The following is a 14,893-nucleotide window of genomic DNA, read 5'->3' on the forward strand; positions in this document are numbered from 1 at the left end:
CGGCGGATATCCCCCGCCGGCCCCTCCCCTTTAACCGATTCAGCCGGAGGACGCCATGAAGAACAAGCTCGCTATGCAATGGGGCAGGGCAGTGATGGCGGTGTGCGGATTGGCCGTTGCCAACAGCCAAAGCCTCGCCACCGAGCCCGCCACCGCCGCTCCAGGCAGCGATCCGTTCGCCGCCTTTGAGGTCGTGCCCTCGCAGGATCTCGCCACACAGCGCGGGCGCGCGGGCGATCTCACCATCGTCAGCAGTAATCAGGAGTTCAAATCCACCGTCGTCGGCAGCACGATCAATGCCGGGGCGATCAACTCGGGCAACGCCACGATAGGCGAAAATGCCTTCGCTGGGTTCGGCGGAATGGCCGTCAACGTCCTCAATACCGGCAACGGCAATGCCATCAACACCGGCGTGAATTACATCGTCAACCTGAACTGAGATACAACCCAGCATGGATAGGAAGCGGCGGATCTCTCAGGTAAAGCAACGACCCAGACGGGTAAGTGGGCGAGCGGCCCGACTTGTGGTCGGCCTGATAGTCGCCCTGCTGGCACCGGCTACCGCACAAGCCGCCAATATCCAAATCCCCGGCTTTGGCCATGGTTTCTTTATGAGCGCCAAAAGCCTCAAAGAGTCCAAGTGGGACACAACCATTCATCAGCAATACGACTACAGCTGCGGTTCGGCCGCGGTCGCCACGCTCCTAACCTACCACTACGCCATGCCCACGACGGAAGCCGTGGTTTTCCAAACCATGTTCCGGGCCGGCAACCAGCAAAAAATTCGTGCCCAAGGCTTTTCCATGCTGGATATGAAGCGCTTTCTCGACAGCAGAGGCCTGCACTCCGACGGCTTCCGCTTGACGCTGGACGGGCTCAAGAAAATCGGCGTGCCCGCCATTGCCCTGGTCAACACCAGGGGCTACCGGCATTTCATCGTCATCAAGGGCGTCAAGGCGACCGAAGTCGTGGTGGGTGATCCGGCCGCGGGCACGACGGTCGTGCCGCGCGCGTTGTTCGAACAGATATGGAACGGCGAGGTACTGGCCGCGCGCGGGCGAATCGTCACGGCGCGTGAACATTTCAACACCATCGAAGACTGGAGCGTGCGCCCGGTGGCGCCGCTCGCCCAGGGTATCCATCGCAATACCGGACTGGGCTGGTTCAACCTCAACCTGCCTGGGCGCAACGAGTTCGGGAGATAATGAAGGTGATGAGCGCAATCGTTCTTTCCAGGGTGGGGCGGAGCCGAGTACGCCGCCCCATGCAGGGGATGATGCTAGGCGCACTGCTGACGCTGCCGATCGCCACCCCCGCATTGGCCGGCGGGTGGAATGCAGCGGCGGAATCAGCTAATAGCCTCAACAACCCATTTGCAGCGTTCCCGGTCATTGACCACGATCAGATGGCGCAACTGCGGGGCGGATTCACATTCGCCGGCATGGAGTTCGAGGTCGGAGCCAACGTGCGCACCCTGATCGATAACGTCGTACGCTTGGAGACGATCTTTCAGCTCACCCAAGCCGGCTGGGTCAGCTCGAATAGGGATTTGGCGCAGGCAGCTAGCAACATGCAAAGCGCCCGCGGAGCACAGCTCTCCCAGGTGGCGCAGGATGCCGCCGGTCTGGTGAAGGACATCGCCACGGGCGCGGTCAATGGCAGCCAGACGGGCTCGGCTAACTCAACCGCCGTCGCGACGGCGGGCAATACTCAAGCCGCCGCAGCCAGTCGCGGCCAAGGAGGGGTCGTATCCATCGATCTCGCGGGGCAACTCGCCGGGCTTCGCAACTTGGCGACCCGGATCGGGGCGGAAGCGACCTCTATAGATAACCCGGCTGCGGCCAACGGTGCGCCCACTCAGCCCGGTGTTGCAACAGACCCTAGCGTTAGCCGCTTGGAGGCCGGCGCGCAAGTCGATCTCAGTGGTCTGGGGGACAAAATCCAAGCGGCGGTGCTCAACGACACCAAGGGGCTCACGACGGCCATTCAAGAGTTCACCCGCAATCGAATTAGCAATACCGTGATCAACCAGGCCAATGACCGTCGTATCGATATTCAGATGAATGTAGAAATCAACGTTAAGAATTTCAGCCAGTATAGCGCGGCGCTACGCAACACCCTCCTGAATAACCGTTTGTTGTCGAATCAAAATAACTTCTAAGAAATTAACGGCAGCACAATCTCAGAAGAGCGGCAAGGATATCGCTCTTTTTTTATATTTGCAGCCCCCCACTCAAAAGAGACCGAGCGCAAACGGTGCCCGGAAGCTGAGCACGACATCGGGGGCGTCCGCCGTAGCTCCCACCTCTAGATTAAAAGCGAGCTGAGAGCGCGGGGAGAGCGCGTAGCTGAAGCCGAGCAGAAATGAACCCACGATGAGCCGATCCGATTTAAAGGTCTGTCCGTTGATTTCGGTCCGGGTAGGGAAAATGTAGTCGTTTTTGTAGCCGAGTGTAAACGAGGTGTATTGATTCATGGCATAGGCCATGCCGAAACTCATGCGAAACGCATCCCCCGGATCCACCTCACCGATCCGGCGAGACAGATCATCCGCGCCGATGGTCTTGCCCACATTGGACTGCAGATTGAACAAGTAGCCGAAGTTGGCGAAGTAAACAGCAGGATCGGAAGGCAATAGGATTGTCAAGCTGGGCTCTACGCCGTGGAAGCCGGAGCCCGTGGCCAGCTCGGTCGGAAGCCCCTGCGCATTGCGGCTCACATCGAACGGCCCCGTGCCGGTGGTCGACTTGTAACGCAAATTCGCCACGAAAAAAGGCCAGCCGTTCAGACCTCCATTAATCTGATAGTGCAGATAGGCCTCCACGTCACCAAGGCCCGCGTTCTCTCGCGTTTGCTCCTCTTCCGCATTCGGATCATTGTTATCGAGCGAGACGAGGGTGAGTGTGCTCCTCTCCCGACGATAGATATAAGGCACTTTGACCCCGACTTCGAACCGATTGGTCACCCCCAAACGAAAAGTCAAAGCGCCTTCTGCCAGGTCGCGATCGGTATCTTCGGCATTGATGAGACCGATCAACAGGGTGTCGAGGACCGAGACGCCGTTGAAATTGAAACGGTTGACCTGAGCCGTTGAGAGTTGGAGCGAAGGTGTGACGATCAGTGTACCCTGGGGGGCCAGCACCCCCCCCAACTGGGGAATCGTTTGCACCCGCGGCACCACCGGCTTTTCCTTGCGTGGCGCCTGCCCGACCGGCTTTTTCTTGCGCGGCGCCTGCCCGACCGGACGTTGCGCCCCCTGGGGCTGTTTTTGCCCGGTATTCGCCTGCGCCAACTGCCAATTAAACCATTGCGGTTCGTGGCTGCTGTAACCGCTATCCTGCGCGGCACACACCCCCGAGAACACTGCGAACATAAGGCCTAGACAAGGCCAACCGATATTCTTTTTGGACATGAAATCAAGCCTCTACTGTCCGAAGTAGCGAATCATGTCGCTCCTACAGAGGTCCCGCTTGACCAGATCCCTCATTTATGAGCATACCCGCTACGTCTCCCTGGCACTCGGTGGCCGCCTCTCCGGTGAACCGCACTCCTGCGCTAGAACTTGTGCCGCTCTGGGAACTCCCTTTTGTATACGAAACACTTCAACTCGATCGAAGCTTTATTTTGCTGCCAAATGCACGCCTTCCCCCACCGCGGCGCACGCGTTACGCCAGCACCACTTTTACCCCCTGCTCGAAGGCAGACGCGTCATACGCTCGCTATTTGCCGTTGCCGATGGATACACTATGGGAACCGTTGAGAACCACTCCCCGTGCCAAATCACCGAAGTTATTTTCTGCCAGCGCTTGGGGCTTGGAACCACCATGGCCCGGTTCATCCCACAAGATGATACTTAGGTTGATCAGCGGTTGTGGCACACCCGCACCGCCTTTACCATGGATAGCGCGCAGCGCCTCCTCATCCAGCCGTTCGGATTGGAAGTGCGCCAGTGGAGTGCGTGCCGAAGCCTCACCGGTCTGCACCGAACGCTCCTCAGCATAACTCGGCGACACCAACCCGCCCGCAATAATAAGCGCAACCATGGCACTGTAACGGAGAATCCCCCACCGGCACCGATGGCGCGGCCGGATACGCATTCTCTGGGCTTGCGTGCTCACTGTGTTGTCCTCACCTCGACCGCCCGGCCGTTAAAGATAATATATAGAGAATAGTGCAACCTGCATGCCTAATTCTCATATATATGATCATACTGCTTTTATCGAAGGCGCAAGGAACACCGCCACATTCTGACTGTAACACCGACTAAACACCGTCTGGTGGGTTCTCAAAGCGAATTCGATACTTCTCTACCAGTCGGTATAGTGTAACGCGAGAGACATTGAGTTGACGCGCGGCTTGCGAAACATTGCCGTCCGCTTGACGCAGAGCACCCATTATGGCGGCGCGCTCGGCCGCATCCCGCGCTTGAGCCAACGTCATGATCCGGCGCACCGTTTGGCGCCGCTCCAACCCGAGATCGACGGGGGTAATCAAAGGTTTGTCGCACAAAACCACGGCGCGGCGTACCCGATTGATCAACTCACGCACATTGCCCGGCCAGCTATGTTGATTCATCGCTTCCAAGGCCCGGCGACCGAAGCCCTTCACCCCTGGGCTACGCTCGGCGGCGAAACGATTGAAGAAGAACCAGGCCAATAGCTCGATATCGTCTTGGCGCTCACGCAATGCTGGCATGTGCAAGCGCAATACATTCAGCCGAAAATAAAGATCTTCCCGGAAGCCCCTCTTCTCCGCCACCGCCTTTTCTAAATCTTTGTTCGTTGCCGCGATCACCCGCACATCCACATCGATCGGCTCTCTTCCACCGACCCGATCAATGGTCTGCTCCTGGAGAAAACGCAAGAGATTCACCTGCATATCGAACGGTAAATCACCGATTTCGTCCAAAAATAAGGTACCGCCATGCGCCGCCTCGATGCGCCCAATTTTGCGCCGCTGGGCGCCCGTAAACGCGCCGCGCTCATAGCCAAAGAGCTCCGACTGAATAAGACCACCGGGCAATGCACCACAGTTGACCACCACAAACGGCCCCTTGGCCCGACGGGAGCGTTCATGAATCGCCGCAGCGGCGAGTTCCTTTCCCGTGCCACTCTCACCCTGGATGAGCACCGGCGCGTCCACCGACGCCATCTTGCGAATGCTCTTGAAAAGCTCGCGCATGAGTGGGCTGACCCCGACCATCTCGTATTCGCCTTGCTGGCCTTCGCTGGGCAGGGTGGACGTCCTCAACGCAGCCATCCCGTAGGCATGTCCTAACGAAAGCGTCAGCCGGTCGAGATCCGCCGGTAGGGTGTGGTAATCGAAGAAAATCTGGTGAATTAGCCGCCGCAGGGATGAACGCTGCAAAGAGGGCCGCTCGAGCAGGGCCACCCAAGCCATCTGCTTGCCGCAGAGGAAGACGTCCTCACACGCAGACAATTTACTTTCTTTCTCTTCCAGCCACGCCAGGCCCACGTTGAAATCGGAGTGCTCGATCAATTGCCGAGCCTGATCTAGGTTCGTTGCCGCATGGATATCCCACTGCTCTTTCAGCATCCCCAGACCAGGAAGCGCATCGGTCCCATGCGCATTGAGGTAAAGCAGCTTACGTTTTTCCATCGTTCAAAGTCCCCCTCACAAGCGCGCCGTCCCTGCACGCTTTGTGATCATCGCGCTCTATACCCCTCTTCATGATTCTAGCATCAATACGGCCCTCCAAAAGCCGCCGCTGCATTACGCGACCCGCTGGCGGATTGGCTAATGCCACAAACGGCATGGGTTGCTATCCTTACTAAATTGAGAAATTGTCGATTGCCACATGGCAACGACAAGCGCTCCGGCATGCAATAAATAGCCGGTGGTACGCAAGCGCCGGCTTGTGTTGCCCACATCAGTTCATGTATAGAAACATGTATAGAAAGTCGGACTAAAGACAGCCGGAAGATCCGGACAGGGCACCTAAGCGGATAGCCATGTTGCTATTGGCAGTGCTGACCGGCCCGAGACGGGCATAACGTCTACCTTGGCGTTCGATCGGCAACCGGCGGTTGTCGCTTGCCAGCGTAATACCGGGTGGCAGTTCGGCGGGTAGCGCAAAGCACGGCGTGAGTAGGGTGCGCTACAAGCACGGGTGCTTTGCTCGTTATTGGAGGATCGGCCACAATGAAAATTGTTTCTACTCTTCGCTGACGCGTGAAACGAGATGAGCTACTGCGTCCGCATCGACAACACCGAGCTCGAGTTTACGGTCAATGCCGAGGAGTCGATACTCGATGCCGCCCTGCGGGAAGGGCTGGCATTCCCGTTCAACTGCCGCAGCGGCACCTGTGGGACGTGTGCAGCCAAGGTGATCGAGGGCGAGGTAGCTTACCCGGAAGGGCGGACCTCGGCGCTACCGGCCGCAGAAGCCCTCGGCAAGGCCCTGTTATGCCAGGCACAGCCGCTCACCGATCTGGTCATTGAGTTCCCGCGGCGACCGCCTGAACCCTTCATAGAGCCGCGTCAGTTGCCTTGCCGAGTTGCGCGCATCGAGGATCTGTGCCACGACGTGCGCCGACTCTACCTGCGCACGCCCGGCGTGGAGCGCCTGGAGCTGTTCGCAGGGCAATACATCGACATTCTGCTCCAAGGCGGCCGCCGGCGTAGCTTCTCATTGGCCAACCCGCCGCATGACAACGAACTGCTCGAGCTGCACATACGCCGTATACCCGAAGGGGAATTCACGAGCTACGTCTTCGACGAGATCGAACCGGAGACTCTACTACGCTTCGAAGGGCCGTTGGGTAATTTCTACCTGCGTGAGAATTCTCCGAATCCGATTCTGATGATGGGCGGCAGCACCGGTTTCGCTCCGCTCAAGGGTATGCTCGAACACGCTTTCCACGCCGGTATCGAGCGACCGATTCATTTGTATTGGGGTGCGCGCACTCGGGGCGACCTTTATCTCGACGAGTTACCCCAACGCTGGGCGCAGGAACACGAGAACTTCCAATATACACCGGTACTCTCTGAGCCCGAGGCGGATGTCGACTGGCCCGGCAAGACCGGCTGGGTCCATAGCGCACTGCTGGATGACTATCCGGATTTGGACGATTTCGACGTCTACATGAGCGGCCCGCCGGCGATGATCGAAGCGGCGTTGGACGAGTTTATCGCACACGGGCTGGACCCGGAGCATCTCTATTACGACTCGTTCGAATACGCTGCCGACTCACAGCCCGATGATAACACCGAGGCCTGAGGCGAACCGGCCCCGGTGCGGGACAGTGCCTGGCAAAAATCAGCTATCCATGCTATCGATTCGACCGTAAACCGCGGCGGCCAGCGACCTGCAGCACCGCCCCCTTAAACCGTATTATCCGAACTCGCTTGTGCCCGCTCTGGCGGCGTCGCCTGCCAAGGAACACTAAAAATCAGGAGAAGCAATGAGCGAACCGACCACCACCCGGACCAAGCTCTGGCTGGGGTTAACGCTCCTCGCCATACTGCTCGCGGGCTGCGCCAGCAATCCGGCACAACAGGACGTGTACGATCCACTCGAGTCGATGAACCGGAAAACCTTTCAGTTCAACGAGCAGGTCGACCGTTACGTGCTCCAGCCCCTCGCTCAAGGTTGGATGTTCATAACACCCAGCTCCGTGCGCGAGGCCATCGGCAATTTCTTCGTCAATATGACCTACCCTGGGGTCGTACTCAACGATATTTTACAGGGTAAGACCGTCGATGCCGGTCGGAACCTGCTGCGCTTTACGCTCAACTCCACGCTGGGCATCGCTGGTCTGTTCGACCCTGCCTCCGGTCTGGGGCTGCACCACCACCCCGAGGACTTCGGACAGACACTGGCCGTCTGGGGTAGCGGTCCGGGCCCCTACCTTATCCTCCCCGTGCTGGGCCCGTCGAACTTCCGTGATACGGCTGGGTTGCCGGCGGATCTGTATTCCAACGGCCTGACCTTCGCCCTGTCTTCGGTTGCTATACGCGCCGGGCTGTCGACCCTGCAAGCCGTCAATACCCGCGCGCAGCTGGACAAGGCCGTGCGCATCAGCCGCGAAGCCGCAGTGGATCACTACGCTTTCATCCGTTCGGCCTATCAGCAGCAGCGTCTCAATCAAATCTACGATGGCACCCCGCCGTTCGAGGAGCTCTACGACGAGGATCTATTCGAGGAGGATCTGCCTCCAGACGAGCCGTCTGCGCAGGAAGACACCGAGGGATCTAGCGAACCGCTGCCAGCAAACGGTCGATAAGCCGTCGCGCATGATCTGCGTAACCGGCGCCAAATATATTGAGATGGTTGAGGACATGATAGAGCTGATAGAGGTCACGGCGCAGCTCATAGCCGACAGTGAGCGGCCAAGCCGCCTGATAAGCCCGGTAGAAGCTCGCATCGAAGCCGCCGAACAGCTCGGTCATGGCAAGGTCGGTTTCGCGATCACCGAAATACACCGCAGGATCATAGAGTACCGGCACGCCGTTGCGATCAAACGCGGCGTTACCTCCCCACAAGTCACCGTGCAGCAATGAGGCGACCGGGTGATGACCGGCGCAGACCAGTGGTAGCTTCTCCAGCAAACGGAAACCCGCCTTGGTCAGCGGACCACCATAGCCGTTGCGCTCGGCGAGTTCGAGCTGAAAACCCAGTCGATGATCGCGATAAAAAGCGACCCAGTCATCGGTGGGCCGATTGATTTGCGGGGTCGAGCCGATGGTATTGTCCCGGTCCCAGCCGAAACGAGGCCGGGTCATCCGATGGATACCCGCCAGGCCCGCACCCAGACACTCAGCCCCCGGCGCTCCGCCGCGGCCGAGTTCGATATGCTCTAAAACCAAATAGGCGGTGACCCCGCTCGTACCACAACAAATCGGTTGCGGCACCCGCAGCACCCCGGGTTGCGCCAGCAGCCGCAGACCGGCTGCCTCCGCCTCGAACATCTCAAGACTTGCAGGGGCATCGTTGAGTTTGACGAAGTAGCGCGCCCCGCCTGCGCCGATACTCGCCGTGCGGTTGATACTGCCGCTTGCGATCGACCATGGCACGCGGGCACGCACGACCGAGCCGGTGGCCCGCTCGATCGCGGCGCTGATATCATCTTGCAGACTCATGAGAGGAAACGGGCCGGGCTCGGTTGGGCGGTGCGCTCGAGTCGCTCGCGCAGGGGACTGCGGCGCGGAAAATGCGCACGCAGAAACTCCATCTGATCCGCCAGGATACGCCGCCCCTGTAAGTAGACGTACTCGGCATGCGTGGGTGTAAAGGGAACGGCCAGCAACTGCATCCCGGCCCCCTCCGGACCGCGATTGCCTTTATGGCTATTACAATGCTTGCAGGCCGTAACGACATTGTTCCAAGCGTCTTCGCCGCCCCGACTGATCGGTCGCACATGATCCCTGGAAAGCTCGGATTGGCGCCGGCGCTCGCCGCAATACATGCACAGAAAGCCATCGCGTCGGAACAGCGTGGCATTGTTCAATGGGGGCGTGTATCCTGGTCGGCCTTTCATCGAAGCCTGAACCGAGCCGTCCGTGGCGATAATCGAGTTCACTTCGATGACGCTACGCTGACCGGTCGCCGCATTGTAGCCCCCATGAATACGGTACAGCAGGCGCCCGCAGCTGTAGGCCACCTGCTCGAGGTAGTAGAGGCGCACGGCACCCTGGTAGCTGATCCACTCCAGCGGCATACCCGAGATGTCGGTACGCAGGATGTCATGTTGAAGGCTAAGCACGGTGATGACCCTTTATCCGCACCCGGTCGGCTATTTACCCAAGCGCGGCCTACTCCACAATTTATTTCACAGATGCCCGGTACAGCGCAACTCCTACCACGCACGCCCGATGCACGACAGACGACGGCACCAGCGTTTACGACTATGTATAGGCCGTTTTCATCTTAAGCGGAATAACGCATCGAGTTGGGCGCCCAACGCTGATCCGCATATACTTGCCGACTCCACCGAGCAAGCGAGCGCACAGGGCGGTCGGCACTGTAAGTCGCTAACGGGTCGGACGTTCACTAAATATGTACGGACGGGCACCGGCAATCGTCGGTCCACTGCTGTACCGAGTGCACCCAAACAAACCGTAGCTGAATCGTTAAATGATAAAAAAACCAAACTGAATCATTGCATGCGGCGGCCGACTTGGCCGGCAACGCCGGCGTTCACCGCCCGGTCTCTCCGAGATTTGTCCCGGCCTCCCTACAATCCAGGCGCAGTCGATGGTACGCGTTTTCCTGGGCCGCTGACAAAGCGCGTGTGCGGCTCGCCATAGCGTCCATGGCCACACGCACGGGGACGGCGCCCGCGAGCGCCGACAAAATCGGGCCGCACTGACGCAAACAACCAGGTCGTCCGGTAACGATATACCCCTTGACGAATGAGAACAGGCGGGAGAGCACAATGACGTTAACTTTAGCCGTGCCCAAAGAGTCGGCTCCCGGCGAACGCCGCGTCGCACTTGTCCCGAGCGTGATCGAGCCGCTCGCCAAACTGGGCGTCAAGCTCCTGATGGAAAAAGGCGCCGGGGAGAATAGCGGTTTCGATGACACCGACTATCAAGGCGTCGAGCTCACCAACGCCGGCACGCTCTATAAGCAGGCGGATATTCTGCTCAAGGTCCAGCCGCCGAGCCTCGACGAAGCCGGCAAGCTCAAGAAGGGCAGCATTCTACTCGGCTTTCTTGCGCCACACACAGGGGATAGCCGGATCAGGAAACTGCTTGAGCGCAAAGTGAGTGCCTTTGCCATAGAATTAGTGCCGCGGATCACCCGCGCCCAGTCCATTGACGCGCTTTCCTCCCAGGCCAGCATCGCCGGTTATAAAGCCGCCTTGTTAGCGGCGAGCCTGTGTCCACGACTGTTCCCCATGCTCACTACGGCCGCCGGGACCATCCGACCAGCCAAAGCCCTGATCATCGGTGCCGGCGTGGCCGGGCTGCAGGCCATCGCCACCACCAAGCGCTTGGGCGCCATCACCGAGGCCTATGACGTGCGCGCGGCGACCAAAGAACAAGTGGAATCACTCGGCGGCAAATTCATCAACACCGGAGTGAAAGCGGAGGGGGAAGGCGGCTATGCGCGGGAGCTCACGGCGGCCGAACGACAACAACAGCAAGAAGTGCTGGCCGAGCGCATCGCCCAAGCCGATGCCGTAATCTCGACCGCAGCCATACCGGGCCGGCCGGCACCGAAGATCATCGATAAGGCGACTGTGCAGCGAATGAAGCGCGGCTCGGTAATCATCGATCTGGCCGCGGAAAGCGGGGGCAACTGCGAGTTGACCCAGGCCGGCAAGCACATCGATCACCACGGCGTCGTGATCTATGGACCGGAGAACATCACCAGCACCGCGGCCACCCACGCCAGCGAGATGTATGCGCGCAACCTCTACAACCTACTCGTGCTGATGATAAAGGACGGCGCGCAGCGGCTCGACTGGGACGATCAGGTCATCGCGGACAGTTGCCTAACCCATGCCGGCGAGATCCGCCACACACCGACTCGGGAACGTGTGGAAGGAGGCAAAAAATGATTGAAGGATTGATCGCGCTGTGGATATTCATGCTCGCTGCTTTTACCGGTTATGAAGTGATCAGCCGCGTGCCCGTCATCCTGCACACCCCATTGATGTCGGGCTCGAATTTCGTCCATGGAATCGTACTTGTGGGCGCCATGGTCGCGCTCGGCGAAGCCAGTGGCGCGACCGAGCAGCTGATCGGCTTCATCGCCGTAATTCTGGCGGCGGGCAACGCCGTCGGCGGTTATGTAGTGACCGAGCGCATGCTCGAAATGTTCAAGACCAAGGACGAACAAAACAAGAAAGGGGGACAAGAATGAACACCGTCGTCCAACTCTGCTACTTTGTAGCCGCCGTTTTGTTCATCCTCGGGTTGAAGGGCATGAGCTCGCCCCGAACCGCCCGCAAAGGCATCGTCTGGGCCGGTATCGGCATGGTGCTTGCGACAGTCGCGACCTTCTTCCACCCGGATTTGCATCACGCCGTCAACTATCTGCTCATCATTCTCGCCATCGCTGTCAGCGGTGGGCTCGCCTGGTGGTCCGGCAAGCGCGTGCCGATGACCGACATGCCCCAGATGGTGGCACTGTATAACGGTATGGGCGGCGGTGCCGCTGCCGCGATCGGAGCCGTAGAGCTGTTCAAGGCCGTGAGTCAGATCGGGGCTACGTCGGCGCAGCAACTCGCGGCCCAAAAGGATCTGGGCCTGGAGCAAGTCGAACAATTCGCCGCGGGTCACAGCCACGTAGGCAGCCTGCTCGGGGCCGACCACGCTGTGCTCGGTATCAGCGGCGCGCTCATCGGCGCGGTTGCATTCTCCGGCTCGCTAGTCGCCTGGGCCAAACTCGACGGACGGCTGCACCGCAACCAACTCCTGCCGGCGCAACAACTGGTAAACCTCGGTGTATTCGTCGCGACCGTGCTGTTCGCTATTCTCAGCTACTATACCGATGGTTCGGCGGTAATCATTGTCTTCTTCGTCCTTGCGCTGGTCTTCGGCGTATTCATGGCGATCCCGATCGGCGGGGCGGATATGCCCGTAGTCATCTCATTGTTCAATGCCCTGACGGGGCTGGCCGTCGGCTTCGAGGGCTATTTGCTCGGCAATCCGGCTATGATCATTGCCGGCACGGTCGTGGGCGCCGCCGGTAGCCTGCTCACCCAGCTGATGGCGAAAGCCATGAACCGGCCCTTGACCAATGTACTGTTCAGCGGTTTCGGCACCGCCACGGCCGACGCGGGCAGCGATCCGGAGGGCGAGATGAAGGCGATCCAGGCCGAGGACGCCGCCATCATGATGGGTTACGCCAATCAGGTCGTTATTGCACCCGGCTACGGTATGGCCGTCGCGCAGGCCCAACACAAGGTCTGGGAATTGGTGGAGCTGCTCCAGGAGCGAGATGTCAGTGTCAAGTTCGCCATTCATCCGGTAGCGGGGCGCATGCCCGGGCATATGAACGTCCTGCTCGCCGAGGCCGGCGTGCCCTATGATCTGATCTACGATATGGAAGAGATCAACGCCGAGTTCGACCGCACCGATGTGGTCGTGGTAATTGGCGCCAATGACGTGGTCAACCCGGCCGCCAAAAACGACCCTTCGAGCCCCATCTACGGCATGCCGATCTTGGACGTGGCTGCCGCGCACAACGTGATCGTCATCAAACGCGGCAAAGGCAAAGGTTTCTCCGGGGTGGAAAACCATCTGTTCTTTGCGGACAACTGCCGCATGCTCTTCAATGACGGTCAGAAGGCGGCCGGCGAGCTCATTCAGGTGCTAAAGAAGCTTTAGGTGCGCTGTCCGCCATGTCGGTCGATACCGAGCACAACGATATCGATGGCGAAGCCCGACGCCTCTGGGAGTTCGCGCTCGCGCTCTACGAGGTCGAGGCGGTGAAGCAGGCCTGTCTCAGTATCCAGGCCCGCTACGGGCTAAGCATCAGTCTTCTGCTGGGCGCCATATGGGCCGGCGCCAACGGTTATGGCCGGCTCGGTGCCACAGAGCTCGAGACCGCGATTCGGCGCGGCGTGGAATGGCACCGGGAGATCATCGAGCCGCTGCGCGCGCTGCGCCGTCGCCTGCGGCAACTCCCACCACAGGGTCTTGAGCGCCGCACAGAGCGGCTACGCCACCGGCTACTGGAGCAGGAATTGGAGGCGGAACGGATCGAGCAGCGGTTATTCCTGGAAGATTTCCCGCCCGGCCGCCCAGCCGCTCCGCTAGCGGAGCGCTGGCGTGACGCCGCCGCCAATGCCGCCCTGCTTACCCGCAAGAGTTGCCCGCAACCGGAGCCGCAGGCCCTGGAGGCACTGAGCCACATCCTGCAAACGACGTTTCCGGAAGTAGCGGCCGCCGGGCTCGCGCGCGAAGCCGAGGCAGTCTGGCGGATCGGCTAGCGCAATGAACCCTGCCGCAACAGTCGCCACAAGACACTCCAGCCGAATAGCAGCGGATAGCGGCGCTGGTACTCCGTAAGCTTCAGCGCCACTCCCGTATGCCGCTCGAGCTTCCAGGCGAGATAATCGACCCCATTCTCGAAAGTGAGCGCCGATTTCATCAACCGCAGCACGGTCAACACGCGCCCCTGTCCCCGCCGGATACGCCAACCCCAGTTCGGCGAGAAATACCCTCGCGCCGACATTCGATTGATATACCAATCGCCTTCATCGACCGCTACCACGCCTGGCATCCCGACTACCGCCGCCACTATGCGCCGGCGGTAGTCGGGCAGATCGTGGTATACCAATTCGGCGGCACGCTGCGGAGATTCCGGTCGCAGCTCGGCTGTGTAACTCAACGCTAAGGCACGCTGCCAACACTCGGCGCTATCAAACCGTTCGGGCAGGCAGGGTAAAGCGCGCTCGAGCAGCGTCACCACGGCGCTCGCCAAAGCACGCTCGATGCGCCCTCGGGTCGGCTCATCGCGGACATAAACCAAACGCACAGGCTGGGCGAAGCGCCCCCAAAGGTAGGAATGAAACCACTGCGCCGTGCCAAGCTCCAGATCTTGCAAAGAGAGTACGGCACATTTGGCGCGCAGCGTCGTACCATCGGTGTCGGCCGCTTCATGATAGAAGACATTCGGTGGCAGCAGGGCATTGAGCCAGCACAATAGGCGGCTCTCATACACCGCCGCGTAGCGGTCGACCACGACGTATAAATCCACCACGCCCGTCCTTGGTTGGCCACTGCGCAGGCACGAGCCATAGAAAATCACACCCGCCACGGCCGCACCGAAGCGAGCAATCATGCGCTCGCAGAGCCGGTGTAGAGCAGGCTCTACCGGCCGGGCGCTCTGCGCCGCCACCGCTGCGATCAAAGCGGCGGGGGGCTCGGAATTGATACGGCCGGGCCGCACGAGCGCGTATCGCATCGGCGATCA

Annotated in this window: 15 protein-coding genes; 9 read left to right on the top strand and 6 right to left on the bottom strand. The window is 60.0% G+C overall.

What is annotated here, in order from left to right:
• Positions 1–55: 55 nt before the first annotated feature.
• The 3 genes from NB231_RS08420 to NB231_RS08430 all read left to right on the top strand — a co-directional run bounded on the left by NB231_RS08420 (position 56) and on the right by NB231_RS08430 (position 2,161).
• Positions 56–439 carry a hypothetical protein gene (locus NB231_RS08420; RefSeq protein WP_005001589.1) on the top strand — a complete coding sequence of 128 codons (384 nt, stop codon included), beginning with the start codon at positions 56–58 and terminating at the stop codon, positions 437–439.
• Positions 440–611: 172 nt separating this feature from the next.
• On the top strand, positions 612–1,205 hold the full coding sequence (locus NB231_RS08425) for a C39 family peptidase (protein WP_198007263.1): 594 nt from the start codon (positions 612–614) through the stop codon (positions 1,203–1,205).
• Between the two features lie 8 nt (positions 1,206–1,213).
• On the top strand, positions 1,214–2,161 hold the full coding sequence (locus tag NB231_RS08430) for a hypothetical protein (RefSeq protein ID WP_156776951.1): 948 nt from the start codon (positions 1,214–1,216) through the stop codon (positions 2,159–2,161).
• A gap of 72 nt (positions 2,162–2,233) precedes the next feature.
• On the opposite strand, the gene NB231_RS08435 is transcribed toward NB231_RS08430, so the two are convergent.
• The 3 genes from NB231_RS08435 to NB231_RS08445 form a co-directional block, all read right to left on the bottom strand.
• Complete coding sequence (locus NB231_RS08435) at positions 2,234–3,412, bottom strand: transporter (RefSeq protein ID WP_156776952.1); 1,179 nt, start codon at positions 3,410–3,412, stop codon at positions 2,234–2,236.
• A 307-nt stretch (positions 3,413–3,719) separates the two neighbouring features.
• Positions 3,720–4,118 carry a hypothetical protein gene (locus NB231_RS08440; RefSeq protein ID WP_232210425.1) on the bottom strand — a complete coding sequence of 133 codons (399 nt, stop codon included), beginning with the start codon at positions 4,116–4,118 and terminating at the stop codon, positions 3,720–3,722.
• Between the two features lie 145 nt (positions 4,119–4,263).
• Positions 4,264–5,619, bottom strand: coding sequence for a sigma-54 dependent transcriptional regulator (locus tag NB231_RS08445; protein ID WP_005001609.1), 1,356 nt, complete (start codon positions 5,617–5,619; stop codon positions 4,264–4,266).
• A 583-nt stretch (positions 5,620–6,202) separates the two neighbouring features.
• Between NB231_RS08445 and NB231_RS08450 the strand changes: the two genes are divergently transcribed.
• Entirely contained in the window at positions 6,203–7,240 is a 1,038-nt protein-coding gene (locus NB231_RS08450; protein ID WP_005001611.1) for a 2Fe-2S iron-sulfur cluster-binding protein, read from the top strand.
• Positions 7,241–7,424: 184 nt separating this feature from the next.
• Positions 7,425–8,246, top strand: a complete 822-nt coding sequence (locus NB231_RS08455; protein ID WP_005001612.1) for an MlaA family lipoprotein — start codon at positions 7,425–7,427, stop codon at positions 8,244–8,246.
• Here the strand turns inward: NB231_RS08455 and NB231_RS08460 are convergent.
• Positions 8,215–9,102, bottom strand: a complete 888-nt coding sequence (locus tag NB231_RS08460) for a fructosamine kinase family protein (RefSeq protein ID WP_005001615.1) — start codon at positions 9,100–9,102, stop codon at positions 8,215–8,217. The two genes, NB231_RS08455 and NB231_RS08460, sit on opposite strands and share 32 nt — an antisense overlap.
• Positions 9,099–9,680: an HNH endonuclease gene (locus tag NB231_RS08465; protein WP_005001617.1), complete on the bottom strand. Its 582-nt coding sequence runs from the start codon at positions 9,678–9,680 to the stop codon at positions 9,099–9,101. The genes NB231_RS08460 and NB231_RS08465 overlap by 4 nt, the downstream gene beginning before the upstream one ends.
• 717 nt (positions 9,681–10,397) lie before the next feature.
• Between NB231_RS08465 and NB231_RS08470 the strand changes: the two genes are divergently transcribed.
• Genes NB231_RS08470 through NB231_RS08485 form a run of 4 tightly spaced genes read left to right on the top strand, consistent with a single transcriptional unit; the run spans position 10,398 to position 13,907 of the window.
• The gene (locus NB231_RS08470) at positions 10,398–11,528 is read left to right on the top strand and encodes an NAD(P) transhydrogenase subunit alpha (RefSeq protein WP_040662080.1); all 1,131 of its coding nucleotides are present in this window, start codon (positions 10,398–10,400) and stop codon (positions 11,526–11,528) included.
• Positions 11,525–11,833, top strand: coding sequence for an NAD(P) transhydrogenase subunit alpha (locus tag NB231_RS08475; RefSeq protein WP_005001621.1), 309 nt, complete (start codon positions 11,525–11,527; stop codon positions 11,831–11,833). The genes NB231_RS08470 and NB231_RS08475 overlap by 4 nt, the downstream gene beginning before the upstream one ends.
• The gene (locus NB231_RS08480) at positions 11,830–13,302 is read left to right on the top strand and encodes an NAD(P)(+) transhydrogenase (Re/Si-specific) subunit beta (protein ID WP_005001624.1); all 1,473 of its coding nucleotides are present in this window, start codon (positions 11,830–11,832) and stop codon (positions 13,300–13,302) included. The genes NB231_RS08475 and NB231_RS08480 overlap by 4 nt, the downstream gene beginning before the upstream one ends.
• 14 nt (positions 13,303–13,316) lie before the next feature.
• Complete coding sequence (locus NB231_RS08485; RefSeq protein ID WP_005001627.1) at positions 13,317–13,907, top strand: TIGR02444 family protein; 591 nt, start codon at positions 13,317–13,319, stop codon at positions 13,905–13,907.
• Here NB231_RS08485 and NB231_RS08490 read toward each other — a convergent pair.
• On the bottom strand, positions 13,904–14,884 hold the full coding sequence (locus tag NB231_RS08490) for a hypothetical protein (protein ID WP_005001630.1): 981 nt from the start codon (positions 14,882–14,884) through the stop codon (positions 13,904–13,906). The genes NB231_RS08485 and NB231_RS08490 overlap by 4 nt on opposite strands.
• Between the last annotated feature and the right edge of the window lie 9 nt (positions 14,885–14,893).

The sequence above is a fragment of the Nitrococcus mobilis Nb-231 genome, from assembly GCF_000153205.1.
GTDB lineage: Bacteria > Pseudomonadota > Gammaproteobacteria > Nitrococcales > Nitrococcaceae > Nitrococcus > Nitrococcus mobilis.